The sequence below is a fragment of the Stenotrophomonas sp. SPM genome (assembly GCF_003105135.1).
Taxonomy (GTDB): Bacteria; Pseudomonadota; Gammaproteobacteria; order Xanthomonadales; family Xanthomonadaceae; genus Stenotrophomonas.
Map to the genome: position 1 here is coordinate 11,972 of NZ_QETL01000015.1, position 21,477 is coordinate 33,448.

At 66.5% G+C, this 21,477-nt stretch carries 21 protein-coding genes and 1 tRNA gene; 4 read left to right on the forward strand and 18 right to left on the reverse strand.

The features are described 5' to 3' along the window. Window positions 1-86: 86 nt before the first annotated feature. Entirely contained in the window at window positions 87-725 is a 639-nt protein-coding gene (locus DCO49_RS05815) for a LysE family translocator (protein WP_116863213.1), read from the reverse strand. Between the two features lie 150 nt (window positions 726-875). Between DCO49_RS05815 and DCO49_RS05820 the strand changes: the two genes are divergently transcribed. Then, on the forward strand, window positions 876-1,577 hold the full coding sequence (locus DCO49_RS05820; protein WP_116863214.1) for an aspartate/glutamate racemase family protein: 702 nt from the start codon (window positions 876-878) through the stop codon (window positions 1,575-1,577). Window positions 1,578-1,643: 66 nt separating this feature from the next. On the opposite strand, the gene DCO49_RS05825 is transcribed toward DCO49_RS05820, so the two are convergent. The 10 genes from DCO49_RS05825 to thrS all read right to left on the reverse strand — a co-directional run bounded on the left by DCO49_RS05825 (window position 1,644) and on the right by thrS (window position 10,057). Next, a complete protein-coding gene (locus DCO49_RS05825) occupies window positions 1,644-2,036 on the reverse strand; it encodes a hypothetical protein (RefSeq protein ID WP_116863215.1) in 393 nt (130 codons plus the stop codon). Window positions 2,037-2,260: 224 nt separating this feature from the next. Further along, window positions 2,261-2,337 (reverse strand) — tRNA-Pro (locus DCO49_RS05830). Window positions 2,338-2,405: 68 nt separating this feature from the next. Beyond that, window positions 2,406-2,762, reverse strand: a complete 357-nt coding sequence (locus DCO49_RS05835; protein WP_005410431.1) for a MerR family transcriptional regulator — start codon at window positions 2,760-2,762, stop codon at window positions 2,406-2,408. Next, entirely contained in the window at window positions 2,743-3,042 is a 300-nt protein-coding gene (locus DCO49_RS05840; RefSeq protein WP_005410432.1) for an integration host factor subunit alpha, read from the reverse strand. The genes DCO49_RS05835 and DCO49_RS05840 overlap by 20 nt, the downstream gene beginning before the upstream one ends. A 27-nt stretch (window positions 3,043-3,069) precedes the next feature. Next, window positions 3,070-5,466, reverse strand: a complete 2,397-nt coding sequence (gene pheT / locus DCO49_RS05845; RefSeq protein WP_116863235.1) for a phenylalanine--tRNA ligase subunit beta — start codon at window positions 5,464-5,466, stop codon at window positions 3,070-3,072. Window positions 5,467-5,549: 83 nt separating this feature from the next. Next, entirely contained in the window at window positions 5,550-6,545 is a 996-nt protein-coding gene (pheS, locus tag DCO49_RS05850) for a phenylalanine--tRNA ligase subunit alpha (protein ID WP_116863216.1), read from the reverse strand. Between the two features lie 197 nt (window positions 6,546-6,742). Further along, a complete protein-coding gene (gene rplT / locus DCO49_RS05855) occupies window positions 6,743-7,102 on the reverse strand; it encodes a 50S ribosomal protein L20 (RefSeq protein WP_005410435.1) in 360 nt (119 codons plus the stop codon). A gap of 11 nt (window positions 7,103-7,113) precedes the next feature. After that, the gene (rpmI, locus tag DCO49_RS05860; protein WP_005410436.1) at window positions 7,114-7,311 is read right to left on the reverse strand and encodes a 50S ribosomal protein L35; all 198 of its coding nucleotides are present in this window, start codon (window positions 7,309-7,311) and stop codon (window positions 7,114-7,116) included. 253 nt (window positions 7,312-7,564) lie between these two features. Further along, window positions 7,565-8,092 carry a translation initiation factor IF-3 gene (gene infC, locus DCO49_RS05865; protein WP_075076340.1) on the reverse strand — a complete coding sequence of 176 codons (528 nt, stop codon included), beginning with the start codon at window positions 8,090-8,092 and terminating at the stop codon, window positions 7,565-7,567. 63 nt (window positions 8,093-8,155) lie between these two features. Further along, window positions 8,156-10,057 (reverse strand): threonine--tRNA ligase, encoded by a 1,902-nt coding sequence (thrS, locus tag DCO49_RS05870; RefSeq protein ID WP_116863217.1) that lies wholly within the window; start codon window positions 10,055-10,057, stop codon window positions 8,156-8,158. 432 nt (window positions 10,058-10,489) lie between these two features. On the opposite strand from thrS, the gene DCO49_RS05875 reads away from it, so the two are divergent. From DCO49_RS05875 to DCO49_RS05885, 3 genes are read left to right on the forward strand one after another with little or no spacing between them, the layout of a single operon-like run. After that, on the forward strand, window positions 10,490-10,801 hold the full coding sequence (locus DCO49_RS05875) for a hypothetical protein (protein ID WP_116863218.1): 312 nt from the start codon (window positions 10,490-10,492) through the stop codon (window positions 10,799-10,801). Further along, entirely contained in the window at window positions 10,801-11,064 is a 264-nt protein-coding gene (locus tag DCO49_RS05880; RefSeq protein WP_116863219.1) for a hypothetical protein, read from the forward strand. Before DCO49_RS05875 ends, DCO49_RS05880 begins: the two co-directional genes overlap by 1 nt. Window positions 11,065-11,074: 10 nt before the next feature. Next, window positions 11,075-12,634, forward strand: coding sequence for a PepSY-associated TM helix domain-containing protein (locus tag DCO49_RS05885; protein ID WP_116863220.1), 1,560 nt, complete (start codon window positions 11,075-11,077; stop codon window positions 12,632-12,634). Window positions 12,635-12,667: 33 nt separating this feature from the next. Here the strand turns inward: DCO49_RS05885 and DCO49_RS05890 are convergent, their stop codons facing one another. The 7 genes from DCO49_RS05890 to infB form a co-directional block, all read right to left on the reverse strand. Further along, window positions 12,668-13,051: a VOC family protein gene (locus tag DCO49_RS05890; protein ID WP_207776465.1), complete on the reverse strand. Its 384-nt coding sequence runs from the start codon at window positions 13,049-13,051 to the stop codon at window positions 12,668-12,670. Window positions 13,052-13,137: 86 nt separating this feature from the next. After that, a complete protein-coding gene (locus DCO49_RS05895) occupies window positions 13,138-14,322 on the reverse strand; it encodes a glycoside hydrolase family 18 protein (RefSeq protein ID WP_116863222.1) in 1,185 nt (394 codons plus the stop codon). 223 nt (window positions 14,323-14,545) lie between these two features. Then, a complete protein-coding gene (pnp, locus tag DCO49_RS05900; RefSeq protein ID WP_116863223.1) occupies window positions 14,546-16,654 on the reverse strand; it encodes a polyribonucleotide nucleotidyltransferase in 2,109 nt (702 codons plus the stop codon). A 150-nt stretch (window positions 16,655-16,804) separates the two neighbouring features. After that, complete coding sequence (gene rpsO, locus DCO49_RS05905; protein WP_005410445.1) at window positions 16,805-17,065, reverse strand: 30S ribosomal protein S15; 261 nt, start codon at window positions 17,063-17,065, stop codon at window positions 16,805-16,807. Window positions 17,066-17,239: 174 nt separating this feature from the next. Then, a complete protein-coding gene (truB, locus tag DCO49_RS05910; protein ID WP_116863224.1) occupies window positions 17,240-18,148 on the reverse strand; it encodes a tRNA pseudouridine(55) synthase TruB in 909 nt (302 codons plus the stop codon). 104 nt (window positions 18,149-18,252) lie between these two features. After that, entirely contained in the window at window positions 18,253-18,636 is a 384-nt protein-coding gene (gene rbfA, locus DCO49_RS05915; RefSeq protein ID WP_005410447.1) for a 30S ribosome-binding factor RbfA, read from the reverse strand. A gap of 132 nt (window positions 18,637-18,768) precedes the next feature. After that, on the reverse strand, window positions 18,769-21,417 hold the full coding sequence (infB, locus tag DCO49_RS05920; RefSeq protein ID WP_108769447.1) for a translation initiation factor IF-2: 2,649 nt from the start codon (window positions 21,415-21,417) through the stop codon (window positions 18,769-18,771). Window positions 21,418-21,477: the final 60 nt, after the last annotated feature.

A 21,477-nucleotide genomic window follows, 5' to 3' on the forward strand; every position in this document is an offset into this window, starting at 1 on the left:
TCCCCTGGGGAATGCTGACGGTATGAACAGGTTAAGCAGCCTCCGATGCCCGCCCCGTGAGCGCGCCGCGCGCGCGGCGTGAACATTCAGCGCGGACGGAAACGCAGCAGCGCGACCGCGAAGGCCAGGAACACGCTGCCCACCAGGCGCTCGAACCAGCGCTGCGCGAAGGGTCTGGCCAGCCAGCGACGCAGGCTGTGGCCGCCGGCGGCATACATCACGTACCAGAACAGTTCGCAGCTGGCGAAGGTGGCCACCAGCACGGTGTACTGCAGGCCCTGCGCACGCGCGGGATCGACGAACTGCGGCAGGAACGCGGCGGCGAACAGCAGCAGCTTCGGGTTGCTCAGGCCCACCAGCAAACCACCGCGGAAGACCGCCCCTGCACCGTGGACCGGCTCCAGCAGCGGCTCGCCTGCGCTGGCCGCCGGGGCCGGCCGACAACTGTCGCGCCACGCCTTGATGCCCAGCCAGGCCAGGTAGGCCACGCCGAGATAGCGCAGCACCTCGAACAGCATCGGCGAGGAACGCAGCAGCGCGCTCAGTCCGGCAGCGGAGGCAGCAAGCACCAGCAGCATGGCCAGCAGGCAGCCCGCCATGGCCGGCACGCTGCGGCGGAAGCCCAGGCCGACGCTGCGGCCGAGGATATGCAGCATGTTCGGGCCCGGCGTGCCACACAGCACAAAGACCGTGGCGAGGAACCACCACCAGGTTTGCAGGGCCATTGCTGTTCTCGACGCGGGAAGCCCGCCAGCTTACGGCTTGGCGCCACGCGGCGGTACGTACAGCCCGGTGCGCGATCGACGGTTACAGAAGGCGGCCAGCATGCGGCGGCCGGTCTGTGCTGCAATGCGGCTTCCAGCACGGAGACACGCATGAAGACCCTGGGACTGATCGGCGGCATGAGCTGGGAAAGCTCAGCGCAGTACTACCGCCTCATCAACGAGGATGTCCGCCAGCGGCTGGGCGGTGCGCACTCGGCGCAGCTGCTGCTGTGGTCGGTGGATTTCGCCCGCATCAAGCAGCTGCAGCACGACGGCGACTGGGACGCGCTGGGCGCGGAGATGATCGATGCCGCCCGCCGGCTGCAGGCGGGTGGCGCCGAGCTGCTGGTGGTCTGCACCAACACCATGCACAAGCTGGCGCCACAGCTGGAAGCCGCCTGCCCGCTGCCGCTGCTGCACATCGCAGATCCCACCGCCGAGGCCATCCTGCGCACGGGCGTGCACACGGTCGGTCTGCTCGGCACGGCGTTCACCATGGAAGAGGACTTCTACCGCGGCCGGCTGAGCGAACGCTTCGGGCTGAAGGTGCTGGTGCCGGACGCCGACGACCGCCGCCACGTGCACGACATCATCTACCGCGAGCTGGTTGCCGGCGTAGTCAGCGAGGCCTCGCGACAGGTGTATGTGGAGGTGATCCAGCGCCTGGTCGCGCGCGGCGCCGAAGCGATCATCCTAGGCTGCACCGAGATCATGCTGCTGGTCCGCGAGCAGGACAGCCCGGTGCCGTTGTTCGACACCACCACCCTGCACGCGCGCGCCGCCGTGGATGCCGCGCTGGCAAGCCCTTTGTAGAGTCGAGCTTGCTCGACTACCGTTAACATAAGCAGTCGAGCATGGCTCGACTCTACAGAGGGCGCTTCAACCCGCCTGGATCTCCAGCGCGGTCACCAGCCACTCAACCACTGCGGGCGAATCGCACAGGAAGAACACGGCATCGCCGCTGCGTGCTTCGCTCAGCATGCGGTACACGCTGATGGCCGTGGCCGCCTGGTTGGCAATGAAGACTTCGGTGCTGCGAGGCCCTTCGAGCTGCCGCGATTCGCGCTGCAGCGCCTGGCGCGCGGCAACGGTTTCGGCCGGTTCGGCTTCACGGCTGAGGTCCTCGCCGCGCAGGCCCCATGAGACAAAGACACGCTTGTCCTTGAACGTGGTGTCCAGGACATGGACGCCGGCCGTGCCTGGGCCAGCCGAGCGATGAATGACGATACTGCTGATCAACGCAACCCCCTGTGGTCGTCGTGGTCCGCGCATCGTCCAGCACGCGCGCCGTTGCCGCCGGTGGCCGGAGCCGGGGCTCCGCCTGCTGGCGCGACGGTGGCTACTGGAAGAAAACCGATGCGATCGGATGTCCGCTGATGATAAGGGAACTGCCCGGCTGCATGGGCTGCGGGCCTGAACGCCCGGTATCGCGCGCCACGCCGAGAGCCAACAAAAAAGCCCACGCATCGCTGCGCAGGCTTTCTGTTTCATCACAGTGGTCGGGACGGCCGGATTCGAACCGACGACCCTCTGCCCCCCAGGCAGATGCGCTACCAGGCTGCGCTACGCCCCGACTGATGCTGCGATGTACCCGCCAGTGCGGCGGGCCGTGAAGTATAGCGGATTACGCTGGGTTTTGGATCACCGGCGAAGCAATTGCAGCACTTCTTCCAGCTCCATGCGCACCTGCTTGATGATCTGGTTGCTCAACGCGGATTCCTCGCGCGCATCCGGACCATCCAGGCGCAGGCGCGCGCCACCGATGGTGTAACCCTGTTCGTACAGCAGGCTGCGGATCTGCCGCACCATCAGCACGTCATGGCGCTGGTAGTAGCGACGGTTGCCACGGCGCTTGGCCGGCTCAAGGCTGGGAAATTCGGTTTCCCAGTAGCGCAGCACGTGCGGCTTGACGTCGCACAGCTCGCTTACTTCACCAATGGTGAAGTAGCGCTTGGCCGGGATCGGCGGTAGTTCGCGGTTACTGCCCGGATCCAGCATAAGCTTCCACCCTCTCCTTGAGCTTCTGGCCCGGACGGAAGGTGACCACCGTACGAGCGGAAATCGGAATTTCCTCGCCGGTCTTGGGGTTGCGACCCGGGCGCTGGTTCTTGCGCCGCAGATCGAAATTACCGAAGCCGGACAGCTTCACCTGACGTCCCTGTTCCAACGCTTCACGCAGCACATCGAAGAACGCGTCGACGAATTCCTTGGCTTCCCGCTTGTTCAGACCGACTTCGTCGAACAGCTTTTCCGCCATCTCCGCCTTGGTCAATGCCATTGCCTGCTACCCCTGAGTGCTTCCCGCTCAGCCGCGGATCCGTGCGTGGTGTTCACGTTCGATCGCAGTGACCGCCTCGGCCACCACCGCTTCCACGTCGCGGTCCGTCAGAGTGCGCGACTTGTCCTGCAAAATCAAGCCCATAGCGAGACTCTTGAATCCCGGCTCGACCCCCTGGCCGACGTAGCGGTCGAACAGGTTCAGCTCGCGCAGCAGCGGGCCGGCCGCCTGGCGGATGGTCGCGGCCAGGTCGCTCCAGGCCACCTGTTCAGGCACCAGGAACGCGAGGTCACGACGCACGGCCGGGAAGCGCGACAGCTCGCCGGCACGCGGCAGCGCACGGGCCGACAGCGCCTCCAGGTCCAGCTCGAAGGCATAGACGTCGGCATCGATGTCCATGGCCTTGGCCAGGCGCGGGTGGATCTGGCCGATCCAGCCGATCACCACGCCATCGCGGTACACCTCGGCCGAGCGGGCCGGGTGGCCGAAGACTCGGGTCGAGGGGCGGAATTCGAGCACGGCACCGCTGGCAGCGGCCAGCGATTCCAGGTCGCCCTTCAGGTCATGGAAGTCGACCTTGCGGGTCGGCAGGCCCCACTGCACGGCCTGCGCATCGCCACAGACGGCGGCGGCCACGCGCGGGGTTTCCAGCGGTGCCGGCGGGCTTTCGCCGGGTGACGTCTCGCCAGCCTGCTGGGCGAACACCCGGCCAACCTCGAACAGGCGCACGCGACCCAGCTGGCGGGCGGCGTTGCGGCCCAGGGTGGCGACCAGGCCCGGCAGCAGCGCCGGGCGCATCACCGCCAGCTCGGCCGACAGCGGGTTGGCCAGCGGCACCAGGTTGTCGCGCAGCTGCCACTGGGTCAGCAGGGCATCGTCGACGAAGGCGAAGTTCAGGGTTTCCTGCAGGTCGCGGGCGACCAGCTGGCGACGCACGCTGAGCACGTCCAGCTGGGTCTCGGTCGGCATCGCCACGCGCGCCGCGCCACCCGGCAAGGTGGTCGGGATCTGCTCGTAGCCGCGGATGCGGGCCAGTTCCTCGATCAGGTCTTCTTCGATGGCGATGTCGAAGCGACGGCTCGGCGCGGTCACCTGCCAGCCTTCGCCGGCCGCGGTCACGCCCATCCCCAGCACGCGCAGGATGCGCTCGACTTCGGCGTCTTCAATGGTGATGCCGAGCACGCGAGTGATGCGGGCGCGGCGCAGGGTGATCGTCGCCGCCTGCGGCAGATCGGCCTCGCGCACGGCCTCGGTGACCGGCGCCGGGGTACCGCCAGCCAGGTCCAGCACCAGGCGGGTGGCGTATTCGATGGCGGCGCGCGGCAGCGCCGGGTCGACGCCACGCTCGAAGCGGTGGCCGGCATCGGTGTGCAGGCCCAGCTTGCGGCCACGGCCCATGATGGCGGCCGGCGCGAAGTGCGCGGCCTCCAGGAACACGGCGGTGGTGTCGTCGGTGACGCGGGTATCGAAGCCGCCCATCAGGCCAGCCAGGCCGACCGCACGGTCGGCGTCGGTGACCACCAGGAAGCTCTCGTCCAGCACTGCATCGCGGCCGTCAAGCAGCTTGATGGCTTCGCCGGCGCGCGAACGGCGCACACCGATGCTGCCCTGCAGGGTGCCCAGGTCGTAGGCGTGCATCGGCTGGCCCAGTTCCAGCATCACGTACTGGGTGATGTCGACCAGCAGCGAGACCGGACGCACGCCGCTGCGGCGCAGGCGCTCGGCCATCCACAGCGGGGTCTTGGCGGCGGCATTGACGCCTTCGATGACACGCCCCAGGTAACGCGGCGCTTCAGCGCCGGCGTCGAGCTGGATGGACAGCTCACGGCTGCCGACCGCGGCAATGGCGTCGGCGGCGAAATCCAGCACCTCGCTGCGGGTGGCGGCGGCCACATCAAAGGCGATGCCACGCACGCTGAAACAGTCGGCGCGGTTGGGGGTCAGCTTGATCTCGATGCTGGCGTCCGGCAGGCCCAGGTACTCGACCAGGGTCTGGCCGACCGGCGCGTCATCAGGCAGTTCCAGCAGGCCCGAGGCATCGGTGTCCAAGCCCAGTTCCTTGGCGGAGCACAGCATGCCGTTGGATTCGACGCCGCGCAGCTTGGCCGGCTTGATTGCCAGCTCGCCGATCTGCGCGCCAACCATGGCCAGCGGTGCAACCAGGCCCGGGCGCGCGTTCGGCGCACCGCAGACGATCTGCAGCAGTTCGCCCTGCCCTGCGTCGACCTTGCACACCTGCAGGCGGTCAGCTTCGGGATGGCGCACGGCTTCGACGATGCGTGCCACGACCACGTGCTGCAGGCCGTTGCCGAGCGCGGTCACTTCTTCCACTTCCAGGCCGATGGCGGTCAGCACCGCGCTCAGTTCATCGCGCGAGGCAGAGGTCGGGACGTGGCTGCGCAGCCAGTTTTCGGAGAATTTCATGGTGTCACCCTGGTGGGCCCGGCGCATGCGCCTGGGCCTGCGTTGTTGAGTCCGCCGGGCGTGGCCCGGCGCTACCTGATGCGTTACACGAACTGTTTCAGGAACCGCACGTCGTTCTCGAAGAACGCGCGCAGGTCGTTGACGCCGTAGCGCAGCATCGCAAAGCGCTCCACGCCCAGGCCGAAGGCGAAGCCGGTGTAGCGCTCCGGATCGATGCCGACGTTACGCAGCACGTTCGGGTGGACCATGCCGCAGCCCAGCACTTCCAGCCAGCGGGTGCTGCCGTCGGGCTGCTGCCAGGCGATGTCCACTTCCGCGCCGGGTTCAACGAACGGGAAGTAGCTGGGGCGGAAGCGCATTTCGAAATCGCGCTCGAAGAAGGCGCGCACGAACTCGGCCAGCGTGCCCTTCAGGTCGGCGAAGGTGGAGTGCTCATCCACCAGCAGGCCTTCGACCTGATGGAACATCGGCGAATGGGTCTGGTCGCTGTCGCTGCGGTACACCTTACCGGCGGCGATCATGCGCAGCGGCGGCTGGTGTTCACCCATGTAACGCACCTGCACACCGGAGGTATGCGTGCGCAGCAGGCGGCCATCGCCGAAGTAGAAGGTGTCGTGCATGGCGCGCGCCGGGTGGTGCGGCGGGAAGTTCAGCGCCTCGAAGTTGTGCCAGTCGTCTTCGATTTCCGGACCCTCGGACAGCTCGTAGCCCAGCCGGCCGAAGATGCCGGTGATGCGTTCCAGGGTGCGGGTGATCGGGTGCAGGCCGGCGCGGTCGCCGTTGCGGCCCGGCAGGGTGATGTCGATCGCTTCGGCGGCCAGTCGCGCATCCAGTGCGGCGTTTTCCAGCACGGCCTTGCGCTCGCCCAGCGCGCTGGACAGCGCGTCACGGGCCTGGTTGATGGCTTCACCGGCGGCCTTGCGCTCGTCAGCCGGCAGGGTGCCGAGCTGCTTGAGCTGGGCGGTGATGCTGCCGCTCTTGCCGAGCAGGGCCACGCGCAGCTGTTCCAGCGTGTCGGGGCTCTGTGCGGCGGCCACATCGGCCAGCGCCTGGGTGGTGAGGGATTGGATGTCGCTCATGGGGGGGCCGGAACTCCAGTCGGTCTGCCATCGCGATGCGCGAAGGGCCGACCCCTGTCGCCACCGCCGGTCCCCGCACCGCGCGCCTGCGGCGTTGCCGGGACCCAAAAAAGAATGGGGAAGGACTTGCGCCCTTCCCCATGCATTGCCTCTACCTGACACCGTTCCCGTTGAACGGCAACGGCATCGGGAAGGACTTATGCCGCCAGTGCGCCCTTGGCCTTTTCGGCCAGTGCAGCAAAACCAGCTGCGTCGTGCACGGCGATATCAGCCAGGACCTTACGGTCGAGGGTGATGCCGGCCTTCAGCAGGCCGTTCATGAAGCGGCTGTAGCTCAGGCCGTTGATGCGGGCAGCCGCATTGATACGGGTGATCCACAGCGAACGGAAGTTGCGCTTCTTCTGCTTACGGCCGATGTAGGCGTACTGCTGTGCCTTGATGACCGCCTGCTTGGCGACGCGGAAGACCTTGCGACGAGCGTTGTAGTAGCCCTTCGCCAGATCAAGGATTTTCTTGTGGCGGCGACGCGCCTGTACGCCACGCTTAACTCGTGCCATTTTTCAGTTCCTCAGAGGTAAGGGAGCATGCGGTCCAGACGGCCTGCGTCTTCTGCACGGACATGGCCCGTCTGACGCAGATTACGCTTACGCTTGGTCGCTTTCTTCGTGAGGATGTGGCTACGGTTGGCGTGGCCGCACTTGTACTTGCCCGAGGCGGTCTTGCGGAAACGCTTGGCCGCTGCCCGGTTGGTCTTGATCTTGGGCATTGCAATGTCCTTGATGGGGGTGACCCTGGTTTCTGACTGATCTGGCGGTGGCCTGGGCCACTCTTTCCGTCCTGCCATGATCGGCGTACGACCCGTCCTGGGTGGGTCGAGCCGGGCATGATACAGGCAAAACCGCCCTGCCACCAGCCCCTGCAACCCTCAAACTTCCTGCAGCAAAAGCAAAGGGACGCCAATGGCGCCCCTTCACCCTGAACCATTCAGCCAAGCGCCCCGAAAGGCAGCCCCGCAGGCCTCAGGTCTTCTTCTTCGGCGCGATCATCATGACCATCTGACGCCCTTCCAGGCGTGGACGGGATTCGATGACGATGTCCTCGCCCAGATCGGTCTCGATCCGGTTGGCCATCTCGCGACCCAGTTCCTGGTGGCTCATTTCACGGCCACGGAAGCGGATGTTGACCTTGATCTTGTCGCCTTCCTCAAGGAAACCGCGCATCTTGCGCAGCTTGATCTGGTAGTCGCCCTCGTCCGTGACCGGACGGAACTTCACTTCCTTGATCTCGACCTGCTTGGTCTTCTTCTTGGCCTCGCTGGCCTTCTTCTGCGCTTCGAACTTGAACTTGCCGAAATCCATGATCTTGCAGACCGGCGGATCGGCCTGCGGCTGGATTTCAACCAGGTCCAGGCCTTCATCTTCGGCCATGGACAGCGCTTCGTCGCGCGACAACACGCCGATCATTTCTCCGTCACTGCCGATCACGCGGACGCGCGGCACACGGATTTCCTGATTCTTGCGGTTCTGTTTGTTGTCAGGTGTGCTGATATTACGTTCTCCCAAGGGTATCGAACCGGTCCGGGCGTTTATTCACCCGGACCGGACCTTTGCTTACGCGCCCTCGGCGTGGAGCCGCTCGATGAAGGCCTGCAGGCTCATGCTGCCAAGGTCTTCGCCAGAACGCGTACGCACCGCCACAGCTCCATTTTCCTTCTCGCGGTCACCGATGACCAGCAGATAAGGCACGCGCTGCAACGTATGCTCGCGGATTTTATAACCGATCTTCTCGTTACGCAAATCGGAGCTGACGCGGAAGCCTTGCTCCGCAAGGGTTTTGGTCACGCCCGCGACGTATTCAGCCTGGGCATCGGTGATGTTGGCCACCACCACCTGGGTCGGCGCCAGCCAGGCCGGGAACTGGCCGGCGTGGTGCTCGATCAGGATGCCCAGGAAACGCTCCATCGAGCCGACGATGGCACGGTGCAGCATGACCGGGTGCTTCTTCTGGCTGTTTTCGTCCACGTACTCGGCGCCCAGGCGGCCCGGCATCATGAAGTCGACCTGCATGGTGCCCAGCTGCCAGGTACGGCCGATCGCGTCCTTCAGGTGGTACTCGATCTTCGGGCCGTAGAAGGCACCCTCGCCCGGCAGCTCCTGCCATTCCACGCCACAGGCGGTCAGCGCCGAGCGCAGCGCACCTTCGGCCTTGTCCCAGGTGGCGTCGTCACCCAGGCGCGATTCCGGGCGCAGGGCGATCTTGATCTGGATCTCGTCGAAACCGAAGTGCTGATAGACCGCCAGCGCCTGCTGGTGGAACGCGGTCACTTCCGATTCGATCTGGTTCTCGGTGCAGAACACATGGCCGTCGTCCTGGGTGAAACCACGCACGCGCAGGATGCCGTGCAGCGCGCCGGACGGCTCGTTGCGGTGGCAGGAACCGAACTCACCGTAGCGGATCGGCAGGTCGCGGTAGCTGTGCAGGCCCTGGTTGAACACCTGGACATGGCCCGGGCAGTTCATCGGCTTGACCGCGTAGGTGCGCTTCTCCGATTCGGTGAAGAACATGTTGTCCTGGTAGTTGTCCCAGTGGCCGGACTTCTTCCACAGGCTCACGTCGAGGATCTGCGGGCAGCGCACTTCGCCGTAGCCGCTGCTGCGGTAGACCTTGCGCATGTACTGCTCGACCACCTGCCACAGCGCCCAGCCCTTGGGGTGCCAGAACACCAGACCCGGGGCCTCTTCCTGCAGGTGGAACAGGTCCTGCTGCTTGCCGATGCGGCGGTGGTCGCGCATTTCGGCTTCTTCGATGCGCTTGATGTACGCCTCAAGCTGCTTCTTGTCGGCCCAGGCGGTGCCGTAGATGCGCTGCAGCTGTTCGTTCTGCGCATCGCCACGCCAGTAGGCACCGGAAATGCGGGTCAGCTTGAAGGCCTTCAGGAAGCGCGTGTTCGGCACGTGCGGGCCGCGGCACATGTCCACATATTCCTGGTGGTAATACATGCCCATCGCCTGGATATCGTCGGACATGTCCTCGATCAGGCGCAGCTTGTAGTCCTCGCCACGGGCCTTGAAGATCTCGACCACTTCAGCGCGCGGCGTCACCTTCTTGATGACGTCGTAATCCTGGGCGATCAGCTCGCCCATGCGCTTCTCGATGGCGGCCATGTCTTCCGGCGTGAAAGGGCGCTCGGAATAGATGTCGTAGTAGAAGCCCTCGGCGATGACCGGGCCGATCACCATCTTCACGTCCGGGTACAGCTGCTTGACGGCGTGGCCGACCAGGTGGGCGCAGGAGTGGCGGATGATTTCCACGCCCTCCTCGTCCTTGGCGGTGATGATGCGCAGGCTGGCATCGTGGTCGATGACGTCGCTGGCATCGACCAGCACGCCATCAACGGCGCCGGCGATGGTGGCCTTGGCCAGGCCGGCGCCGATCGACTGGGCGACGTCCATGACGCTGACGGGATTTTCGAATTCGCGGCGGCTGCCGTCGGGAAGGGTGATATTGATCATCGCAATGGCTTCGTGCGGGGCCCGCTCGGGCGGGCTGGAAAGCGGTCCGGGCGGTGCCCGGGCAATAAAAAAGCGCCGCGAGGGCGCCTGCGGAACAGGGCCTTCGGGGGCAGGTCAGCGGTGGGCGGTGGTAGTGCTCATGTCGCACGCTCGGCCGGCGCTGGGCGCGGGCCACCTTGTTCCAGTCAGGGTTCTGCGACGATCTTAAACCAGCGCGCAGGAAAGCCCAAGGTGCAGCTCCGGCCACCCCTGAACCGGGATCGCTGGCAGCGGGAAATCGCAATGATTACCATGTGCGCGCAGCCATCTCCGTTGGCAGCTTGACCGATTCCTCCAGGACCCCTCCGCCATGCGCCCCGCGTACCTTCCGGCCTGCGCAGCCCCTGCGCACGTGGCCCCCATCCAGACACTTGTACCGCCAGGTGCCCGGCAATGATCACCGTGGGCCTGCCGTCGCTGGGCTTCTGCAGCCTGGCCGTGCTGTCGGCGATGTTCTCCGCGCTCGCGTTTTACGCCGCCTCGCCGCACTGCCGCTGGCCGCGCGTGCGCCGTGCCGGCCGCTTGGGACGGCAGATCGGCCTGGTCGCCACGGTCGCCTCGCTGTGGCTGTGGATGGCCGAACTGGGCGTCGCCGCCGGTCTGGTGGCGATGGTGTGCACCTGGATGTTGGTGGCCCTGCTGCTGCCGGCGCTGGCGGCCTGGCACCGCCCGGCGGTGGATGGCAGCGCACGGGAGCCGCGCTGATGTGGATGCGCGCCCTGTCGGGCCTCTTCGTCGGGTTTTTCCTTGCCGCCGCTGCCACCGGCCTGCTGACCTGGCTGCCGCCGGGGCCGTGGCCGAGCGCGGTGGTGCCGGCCCTGATCGCCTTCGTCCCGCTGTGGATGCTGGCGGCGCTGTGGGCCTTCAGTTTCCGCACCGTGGCGCGCGCCTGGCTGGTGCCTGCCGGCTGCGCCGCCGCCGGCTTCGCCGTGTTGTGGCTGCTGCGCCTGAGCGGCGCGGTGCAATGAGAACGAGCGCATGAAATTCAGTTCGCAGACCCTGCGTACCTTCACCACCCTGCACACCTGGGTCGGCCTGGTGGCCGGCTTCGGCCTGTTCGTGGCGTTCTATGCCGGCGCCCTCACCCTGTTCCACCACGATCTGCCGGTGTGGCAGACGCCGGGCGCGGCCAGCGTGCTGCCGGCCGGGCTGGACGACGCGCAGTACCTGCTGGACGACGTGCTGGCCAAGCACCCGGAAGCACGCCGCCATGTCGGCATGACCTTCCCCGGTGCCGAGCACCCGCAGCCGCTGGCCTACTGGCAGGGCGCCGACGGCGGCTGGCGCTATGCCTGGCCCGGCAACACCGGCGGCAGCGCCACGCCACCGCAGGCGGGCCTGGCCGAGCTGGTCAACGAACTGCACTACAGCCTTGGCCTGCCGGTCGCCGGCATCTACGTGATGGGCATCGTCAGCCTGCTGTACGGCATGGCCTTGCTCAGCGGCCTGGTCATCCACCTGCCCAAGCTGCTGGGCGACCTGTTCGCGCTGCGCCCGGGCCGCAACCTCAAGCAGATGTGGCAGGACGCGCACAACGTGATCGGCGTGCTCAGCCTGCCGTTCCACCTGATGTTCGCGGTGACCGGTGCCCTGCTCTGCTTGGTCTTCATCCAGATCGCCCTGCTCAACCCGCTCATCTTCGAAGGCAAGGCGATGCAGGTGGTGCCGGCGGCGATGGATACCGCGCCGGTGCGCGAAGCCTCGGGCGTGCCAGCCGCGCCGGGCAGCCTGCGCGAGCTGCATGCGCGCGCGCTCGAGGTGGCCCGCGCACAGGGCGTGACCGATTTCGAACCGGCCTACCTGAAGCTGGCCAACAGCGGCGATGCCAACGCCACCATCGAGATCATCGGCGAATCCAGCGGCACGCTTGGGCCGCTGGGCTCGGTGGCGCTGGACGTGGCCAGCGGCCGCGTACTGGCCAGCCAGCTGCCCGGCCACCGCGATGCCAACCACGCCACGCTCAGCGCCGCCTATGCCCTGCACTTCGGCGAGTTCGGCAACGGCGTGGTGGTCTGGCTGTACTTCCTGCTGGGGCTAGGCGGTGCCTTCCTGTTCTACTCGGGCAACCTGCTGTGGATCGAATCACGGCGCAAGCGCCGGCAGCCGCAGCAGCCGCGCGCGGGGGTGAACATGGCGCGGGCCACGGTGGGCGTGTGCATCGGCCTGTGCGTGGCGATCTCGGTAGCCTTTGTCACCGCGCTGGTGCTTGAATGCATCTCCCCGGCGGCGGTGGACCACGGCATCCGCTGGGCCTGCTTCGGCACCTGGGCCGCGTGTGCGCTGTGGGCCGCCGTGCGTCGGCCGGCGCAGGCCGCGCGCGAGCTGCTGTGGGCCGCGGCCATCAGCACTGCGCTGGTACCCGTGATGCATGGCTCGCTCAACGGCGACTGGCCGTGGCTGGCCGCCGCGCGCGGGCTGTGGCCGCTGTTCTGGATCGACGTGGTGGCCCTGGCGATGGCCTTCGGCTTCGCCCGGCTGGCAGTGGCCAGCCAGCGCCGCGCCCGTGATGGCGACCCCAACAGCGTGTGGGCCAATTGAGGACACCGCCGGGCATGGCCCGGCGCCAACGCGTTACTGCGGGTAACGGCTGACTTCGATCAGGTTCCCGTCCGGATCGCGGAAGTACACCGACTCGATCGGCCCCAAGGCACCGGTGCGCGGCACCGGACCCTCTTCCACCGCGACGCCCTGCGCCTGCAGGTGGGCCAGTACATCGGCCGTGGCCGCACGCGTGACCAGGCACAGATCGGCGCTGCCCGGGGTTGGCCGCACGGCATGCGGCTGCAGCGGCGCACTGGCTGGGTGCAGGTTGATCTTCTGCCGGCCGAACTGCAGCGCGGTGCGGCCGGCGCCGAAGCCCACGACCTGCATGCCGAGCACGCGTTGGTAGAAATCACAGCTGCGGTCGATGTCGGCGACGGTAAGGACCAGGTGGTCGAGGCGTTCGATGAGGATCATGCCCGCAGCTTAGCGCTGCGGGCGTGGTGTCGATGTGCGCGGTCGGGCGGCCGGTGTTGCGGCATTGCGCCCGTGCGGCGGGCTCAATCGCCGACGCGGACCTTGTGCCACGGTGCGAGCATGGCGTTGAGCAGGCTGGCCTGCTCGTCATCGCCGGTCAGTTCCCACATGAACACGCCGGCCAGGCCCTGCTCGCGGGCGAACTGCGCGCGCAGGCCGATCGAGCGCGGGTCTTCGTAGCTGATGAAGATCTTCTGGGCCGCGTTGTACAGCCACGGGCTCTGCGCCTGTGGCTGCCAGTGCTTCGTCCAGCCCGGCTGGTCCAGATAGCGCGACTTGATCACCCGCCAGTCACCGGCATCGGCCGGTGCGCTGTAGGCCTGGTACAGGCCATCGGGCGCGTCACCGGTGACCTTGAACCCGCGCCCGTAGAAAGGCACGCCCAGCACCAGCTTGTCGGCCGGCACCCCGTGTTCGCGGTAGTACTGCACGGCGCCGGCGACGTTGTTCCAGCGCCGCAGTTCCGGCGCCAGCGGGTCGGCCGGCACTTCATGCAGCGGCGCATTGAAGGTCGACACCGCCGAGAAGCCGGTGCCCATGTCATAGCTCATCAGGTTGATGAAATCGAACACCTTGGCCAGCGCCGGCAGGTCGTAGCTGGCGGCCGGGTCATAGGGGCCATCGGTCTGCAGGCGGCCGGCCGCGAGCGCGGCGGTCAGCAGCATCGGTTGGCCGCGCTTGCGGCCACGCGCATCCAGCGCCACGCGGAAGGCCTGAGCGAGTCGGGTCATGTTTGCGCGGTCCTGCGGGCGATGGGCGAGCTCCTTTGGGCCACCACTGACCGGGAATTCCCAGTCGATGTCCACGCCGTCGAAGCTGCCTGCGTACTTCTCGAAGAACAGCGCCATGCAGGAATCAACCAGGCGCTTGCGGCTGGCCTCGGTCAGCGCGGCATCGGAGAAGCCGCCTGCGCCCCAGCCGCCGATGGAGATCAGCGTGCGCAGGTGCGGGTGCGCCTTCCTCAGTTCGGCCAGCGCGGCGAAGTTGTTCGGCGCTTCGGCACCCACCGTGCAGCGCCCCGCCTCGAGGGTGGAGAACGCGTAGAACAGGTGGGTGAGGCGATCGGCCGGAATGTGCGACACCGGGTAGCGCTCGGCCGAACCGCCGGGATAGTAGGCACCGTAGATCGGCGGCTGCGCCGCGTGGCTGGCGGCAGGAACGGCGGCGGCGGTCAGCAGGGCAAGCCCGGCGATGGTCTGGCGCAACATGAAAACTCCCGGTTGGTAGAGTCGAGCGTGATCGACTCTACACGGCGGGGAGCCCGTAGAGTCGAGCTTGCTCGACTGCGCTGCAACCAAGCAGTCGAGCAAGCTCGACGCTACGAAAGGCGCGGAATCGCAGGCAAAGAAAAAGCGGGCCGAAGCCCGCTTTTTCATTTTCGAAGGGGTGAGGACCAACGGTCCTCACCTACCGTCATCGACCGGAGGTCGATTACTCGGCGCTGGCGCCTTCGCCTTCTTCGACGGCCTTCATCGACAGGCGGATACGGCCCTGCTTGTCGACTTCCAGGACCTTGACCTTGACCACATCGCCTTCCTTCAGCACGTCGCCGACCTTCTCGACGCGGTCGCTGGAGATCTGCGACACGTGGACCAGACCGTCCTTGCCCGGCAGGATCGTGACGAACGCACCGAAGTCCATGATCTTGGCGACCTTGCCTTCGTAGATGCGGCCCGGCTCGACGTCCGAGGTGATCTGCTCGATGCGGGCCTTGGCGGCCTGGGCAGCGATGGCGTTGACCGAAGCGATGACGATGGTGCCGTCATCCTGGATGTCGATCTGGGTGCCGGTTTCCTTGGTGATGGCCTGGATGGTCGAGCCACCCTTGCCGATCACTTCGCGGATCTTGTCCGGGTGGATCTTGATGGTCAGAAGGCGCGGCGCGTAGTCCGACAGCTCTTCACGCGGAGCGGTCAGGCCGTGGGCCATTTCGCCCAGGATGTGCAGACGGCCAGCCTTGGCCTGCTGCAGAGCCTGCTTCATGATCTCTTCGGTGATGCCTTCGATCTTGATGTCCATCTGCAGGGCGGAGATGCCCTCAGCGGTACCGGCAACCTTGAAGTCCATGTCGCCCAGGTGATCTTCGTCACCCAGGATGTCGGACAGGACGACGAAGCGATCGCCTTCCTTGACCAGGCCCATGGCGATACCGGCAACCGGTGCCTTCACCGGCACGCCGGCGTCCATCAGGGCCAGCGACGAACCGCAGACCGAGGCCATCGACGAGGAACCGTTCGACTCGGTGATTTCCGAGACGACGCGGATGGTGTACGGGAAGGATTCCAGCGACGGCATCACAGCCAGCACGCCGCGCTTGGCGAGGCGACCGTGGCCGATTTCGCGGCGCTTCGGGCCCATCATGCGGCCGGTCTCACCCACCGAGTATGGGGGGAAGTTGTAGTGGAACAGGAAGTTTTCCTTGTACTCACCGGAGACGGCATCGATGACCTGGCCATCACGGGCGGTGCCCAGGGTGATGGTCACGATGGCCTGCGTTTCACCGCGGGTGAACAGCGAGGAACCGTGGGTACGCGGCAGGATGCCGGTCTGCACGGCGATCGGGCGGACGGTGTCCAGCTGACGGCCGTCGATGCGGACCTTGGTGTCCAGCACCGAGTTGCGCATGGTGCTGTATTCCAGCTCGCCGAATTCCTTCGACAGCTCGGCCGGGTTCCAGCCTTCAGCGGCCACGCGGCCAGCCAGGCTTTCGACCACGTCCTTCTTGATCGCCGAGATGGCGTCACGGCGCTGCAGCTTGTCGCGCACCTGGAAGGCTTCGCCCAGGCGCGGGCCGATGGCTTCCTGCAGGGCGCTGATCAGCGCGTCGTTCTTGGCCGGGGCCACCCAGGTCGACGGCTTGGTGCCGGCTTCCACGGTCAGCTCGTTGATCGCGTTGATGACCTTCTGCATTTCGCGGTGACCGAAGGTCACGGCGCCCAGCATCACGTCTTCGGACAGCAGCGCGGCTTCGGATTCAACCATCAGCACGGCGTTGGCGGTACCGGCAACGACCAGTTCCAGCTCCGATTCCTTCAGCTCCGACACGGTCGGGTTGAGGATGTATTCGCCGTTCTTGTAACCGACCTTGGCGGCGGCGATCGGACCCTTGAACGGGGTACCGGCCAGCGACAGGGCAGCCGAGGCACCGATCAGGGCCGGGATGTCACCGTCGATTTCCGGGTTCAGCGACATCACCGTGGCGATGATCTGGACTTCGTTCTTGTAGTCTTCCGGGAACAGCGGACGGATCGGACGGTCGATCAGACGCGAGATCAGGGTTTCCTTCTCGGTCGCGCGGCCCTCGCGCTTGAAGAAGCCACCCGGGATACGGCCACCTGCGTAGAACTTCTCCTGATAGTCACAGGTCAGGGGGAAGAAATCCTGGCCTTCGCGCGCGCTCTTGGCGGCAACGGCGGAGACCAGCAGCACGGTGTCGTCGAACTTGACGATGACGGCGCCACCGGCCTGACGGGCGATTTCGCCGGTTTCAAGCGTGACGGTGTGCTTGCCGTACTGGAAGGTTTTGGTGATTTTTGCCACGGAGGGTGTCCTTGGGGATGCTGTCTGCGAATTTGGACCGTCGGCGACCCTTGCCGCCAGCGGGTGACCGGATCGTTCCGGTCTGAATCGGTATTCCGGTGCTACAAAACAAAACCGCGGCGCATCGCTGCGCCGCGGGGGATTCTTTGCTTAGCGACGCAGGCCAAGCTTTTCGATCAGGGCCTTGTAACGCTCGACGTCCTTCTTCTTCAGGTAGTCGAGCAGGCTGCGACGGCGGTTGACCATCTGCAGCAGGCCGCGGCGGCTGTGGTGGTCCTTCTTGTGGGTCTTGAAGTGGCCGGTCAGCAGTTCGATGCGGGCGGTCAGCAGGGCAACCTGGACTTCCGGGGAGCCGGTGTCAGCCGAGCTGCGCTTGTTGTCTTCAATGACCTTCTGGGTGTCGATCGACATTTTCTTTTTTCTCTGTGATGCGTGGCCGGCAGGAACGCGCTTCGCGCACCGCCAGGCTCGCCGTGAACTACGAGGGTGAAACCTGCGCGAGGCAGGTTGCCGGAAAACGGCCGCGAAATTGTAACGGTCAGGGGCTCCAGGAACAAGGACCGGGGCTGAACCGCCCTGCCCCGGTCAGAGGTTGAAGCGGCGCTGCGGGGCCAGCAGGCCACTGTCGTCGACCTGCCCCAGGCCCTGGACAGCATCGTCCGGCCCGTACACGGCCACCAGGCCGCGCGGCCAGGAGGCATCGCGCTGGCGCTGGCCGACACAGAAGCGGTGCGCCTGTTCAGCGTCGAGGTCGACCCGCGGGTATTCGGCCAGGCCGGCGGCCAGCGGCAGCAGCAGCGCGTCCATGCCGGCCTCGTCGCCGGACTCGACCATCGCCCGCAGCTGGTCCAGGGTGACCATGGCCGGAGCGTGGAACGGCTCGACCCACAGTCGGCGCAGCGCGCTGATATGGGCGCCACAGCCCAGCGCCTCGCCGAGGTCGCGGGCCAGGCTGCGGATGTAGGTGCCCGAACCGCAGGTCACCCGCAGCCGCAGGCGCTCGGCCTGCTGCTCGACCACCTCGATGGCATGCACCTGCACCTCGCGCTCGGGCGCCTCGATGACGTCACCACGGCGGGCCTTCACATACAGTGGCTCACCGCCCTGCTTCAGCGCCGAATAGATCGGGGCGCGCTGAAGGATGCTGCCGGTCAGCGGCGCCAGTGCGGCCTGCAGGGCCTCGGCGCTGACCGCCGGGACCGGGCGCTGCAGCAGCACCTGGCCTTCGGAATCATCGGTATCGGTGGTCTGTCCGAGCTGGATCTCGGCGTCATAGGCCTTGGCCGAGCCCAGCAGAAGGCCGGCGATCTTGGTCGCCTCGCCGAAGCACAGCGGCAGCAGGCCGGTGGCCAGCGGGTCGAGGCTGCCGGTATGGCCACCCTTCTCGGCACGGAACAGGCGGCGGGCCACCTGCAGGGCGGCGTTGGAGCTCATGCCGGTCGACTTGTCGAGCAGCAGGATGCCATCCAGGCGACGGAACTGAATTCGGGTCATGACGGGATTTTGTAGAGTCGAGCCATGCTCGACTGCCGAAGCGCGGCCAGCGTCCGGCCTCGCACGAGCAGAATGGAAAACGCCGGGCATCACCCGGCGCAAGCTTATTCTTCGTCGCTCTCGCGACGCTTCTCCGCGGCCAGCGTATCGGGCAGGTCGCGCAGGATGTTGTCGATGTGCTCACCACGGTCGACCGAGTCGTCGTAGTGGAAATGCAGCTCCGGCACATGTCGCAGCTTCATCGCGCGGGCCAGGTCCATGCGCAGGCGGTAGCCCAGCTCCTTCAGGCCGGCCACGGCTTCGGCCGAACGTTCCGGCATCAGCGCGGTGACGAACACCTTGGCATGGGCCATGTCGCGGGTGATTTCCACGTCGGACACGCTCACCGAGGGCAACCCGTGCTCGCGCACGGCGTTGTGCACCAGGGTGCCGAGTTCACGGCGCAGCTGGGCGGAGACACGGTCGGTTCGATGGAAAGTCTTGGGCACGAGATGCTCTTGGTTCAGTTGTCGCCCGACCAACGGTCGGGCGCTACCTTTGATTCGATTGTCGCCCGACCAACGGTCGGGCGCTACATGTGCGTGGTGCGGCCCGACCGTTGGTCGGGCCACCTTGCAGCATTACAGGGTGCGCGGCACTTCGATACGCTCGAAGCACTCGATCTGGTCACCCGGCTTGACGTCGTTGTAGGCCTTCACCGCGATACCGCATTCGGTACCGTTGCGGACTTCCTCGACGTTCTCCTTGAAGCGGCGCAGCGATTCCAGCTCGCCCTCGAAGATCACCACGCTGTCGCGCAGCACGCGGATCGGCTTGTTGCGCTTGACCACGCCCTCGATGACCATCGAGCCGGCAACCGCACCCAGCTTGGAGCTGCGGAAGACGTCGCGGACCTCGGCGATACCGATGATCTCTTCGCGGATCTCCACGCCCAGCAGACCGGATGCCACCTGCTTCACCTGGTCGATCACGTCATAGATGATCGAGAAGTAACGCAGGTCCACGCCGTTGGATTCGATGATGCGACGGGCCGAAGCGTCCGCACGCACGTTGAAGCCGATGACGGTGGCCTTCGAAGCGGCGGCCGAATTGGCGTCCGACTCGGTGATGCCGCCCACGCCGGAGTGGATCACGTTGATGCGGATGTCTTCGTTGGACAGCGCGACCAGTGCCTGGCTCAGGGCCTGCACCGAACCCTGCACGTCGGCCTTGATGACCAGGTTGAGGACCTGCTGGCCCTCGCCCTTGCCGAGGGTCGCCATGATGTCTTCCATGCGGCTGCCAGCGGTGGCGACCAGGCGCGATTCGCGGCGCTTGGTCTCACGCTGCTGGGCAACGTCCTTGGCCAGTCGCTCGTCCTCGACGACCACGAAGTCGTCACCGGCTTCCGGCACGCCGGACAGGCCCAGGACCTGCACCGGGATGGACGGACCGGCGAACTCCGGCTGCTTGCCGGTTTCGTCGAACAGCGCACGCACGCGGCCGTACTGGATGCCGCACACCAGGTAGTCGCCCTTCTTCAGGCGGCCCTGCTGCACCAGCACGGTGGCGACCGGGCCACGGCCCTTGTCCAGCGAGGATTCGATGACCACGCCTGCGGCGCGGCCTTCGTCGACGGCCTTCAGTTCCAGCAGTTCGGCCTGGACCGAGACGGCGTCCAGCAGGTCGTCGATGCCCAGGCCGGTCTTGGCCGAGATCTCCACCATCTGGATGTCACCACCGAAGTCTTCGGCCACGACCTGCTCGGAGAGCAGTTCGTTCTTGACCCGCATCGGGTCGGCGCCGGACTTGTCGATCTTGTTGATGGCCACGATCAGCGGCACACCCGCCGAACGGGCGTGCTGGATCGCTTCCTTGGTCTGCGGCATGACGCCGTCGTCGGCGGCAACCACCAGCACCACGATGTCGGTCAGCTTGGCACCGCGGGCACGCATCGAGGTGAACGCGGCGTGGCCCGGGGTATCCAGGAAGCTGATGACGCCCTTCGGCGTATCAACGTGGTACGCACCGATGTGCTGGGTGATGCCACCGGCTTCGCCGTGGGCAACCTTGGTGCGGCGGATGTAATCCAGCAGCGAGGTCTTGCCGTGGTCGACGTGGCCCATGATGGTGACCACCGGCGGACGCTGCACGGCTTCGCCCTGGTTTTCACCGGTCGAGGCCAGCAGTGCGTCTTCGGCGTCGTTGTCATTGGCACGGATCGCCTTGTGGCCGAGTTCTTCGGTCACCAGCGCGGCGGTGTCGTGGTCGATGGACTGGGTGATGGTGGCCATCACGCCCATCTTGAACAGCGCCTTCACCACCTCGCCGCCCTTCAGCGCGAGCTTCTGCGCCAGGTCGGCCACGGTGATGGTTTCGCCGATCGCCACTTCACGCACGACCGGTGCGGTCGGACGCTCGAACGCGTGCGGGCCAGCGTTGTTGCCACCACGCGACATGTCGCGACGGCCGCCACTCTGGTTGCGACCACCCGGACGACCGCGGTTGTTGCTGTTGTTGCTGTTGCCACGACGCGCGCGGTCGGCAGCCGACAGGTGCATCTGGCCGGCGAAACGATCGCCCGGGCCACGCTCGCTGCGCGGCGCGCTGCGGTTGTTGCGGTCGTCGTTGCGCGGCGGTGCCGGCGGTGCACCACGCGGTGCGGCCGGAGCGGCAGCCGGGGTACGCGGCGGGCGCGGCGCGGTTTCGTCGATCGGAGCGCGCTTGGGCTTGGTGGCAGCCAGGGCCTCGGCGGCCTTGGCGGCAGCTGCAGCTTCCTCGGCAGCCTTCTTCTCGGCCTCGGCACGTTCCTTGGCGGCAACTTCTTCCTCACGGGCACGGACGATGGCTTCGTCGCGCAGACGATCCTTCTCGGCCAGGGCCTGCTGTTCGGCAAGGTTGCGGGCGCGCGACTCTTCCAGCTTGCGCAGGATATCGGCGCGCTCTTCGTCCGGCGTCATGGCACGCGCACCATCCTTGACGTAGGTACGCTTCTGGCGCACCTCGACATTCACGGTCGTCTTGCTGCGACCGGAATTGACCGTCACTTCCTGCTGTTTCCGGCGGTTGAGCGTGATCTTCTTTGCAGACTGATCCGTCTCTTCCGGGGCCTGCTCGGGCTTGCCGTGCGAACGACGGAGGAAGCCCAGGAGCTTCACCTTCTCGGTGCTGGTCACGACCTGGTCGGGGCCGCTGAACTTCATGCCGGCACCGGCCAGCTGTTCCAGCAGTTTCTCGACCGGCGTGTTGACCAGTTCGGCAAGCTTGCGGATGGTGGTTTGCTGCGACATTCGGATCCTATGATCTTGTGGGCGCCCCCCCGCAGTTGGAGGTGGCGCGGATTCTACGCC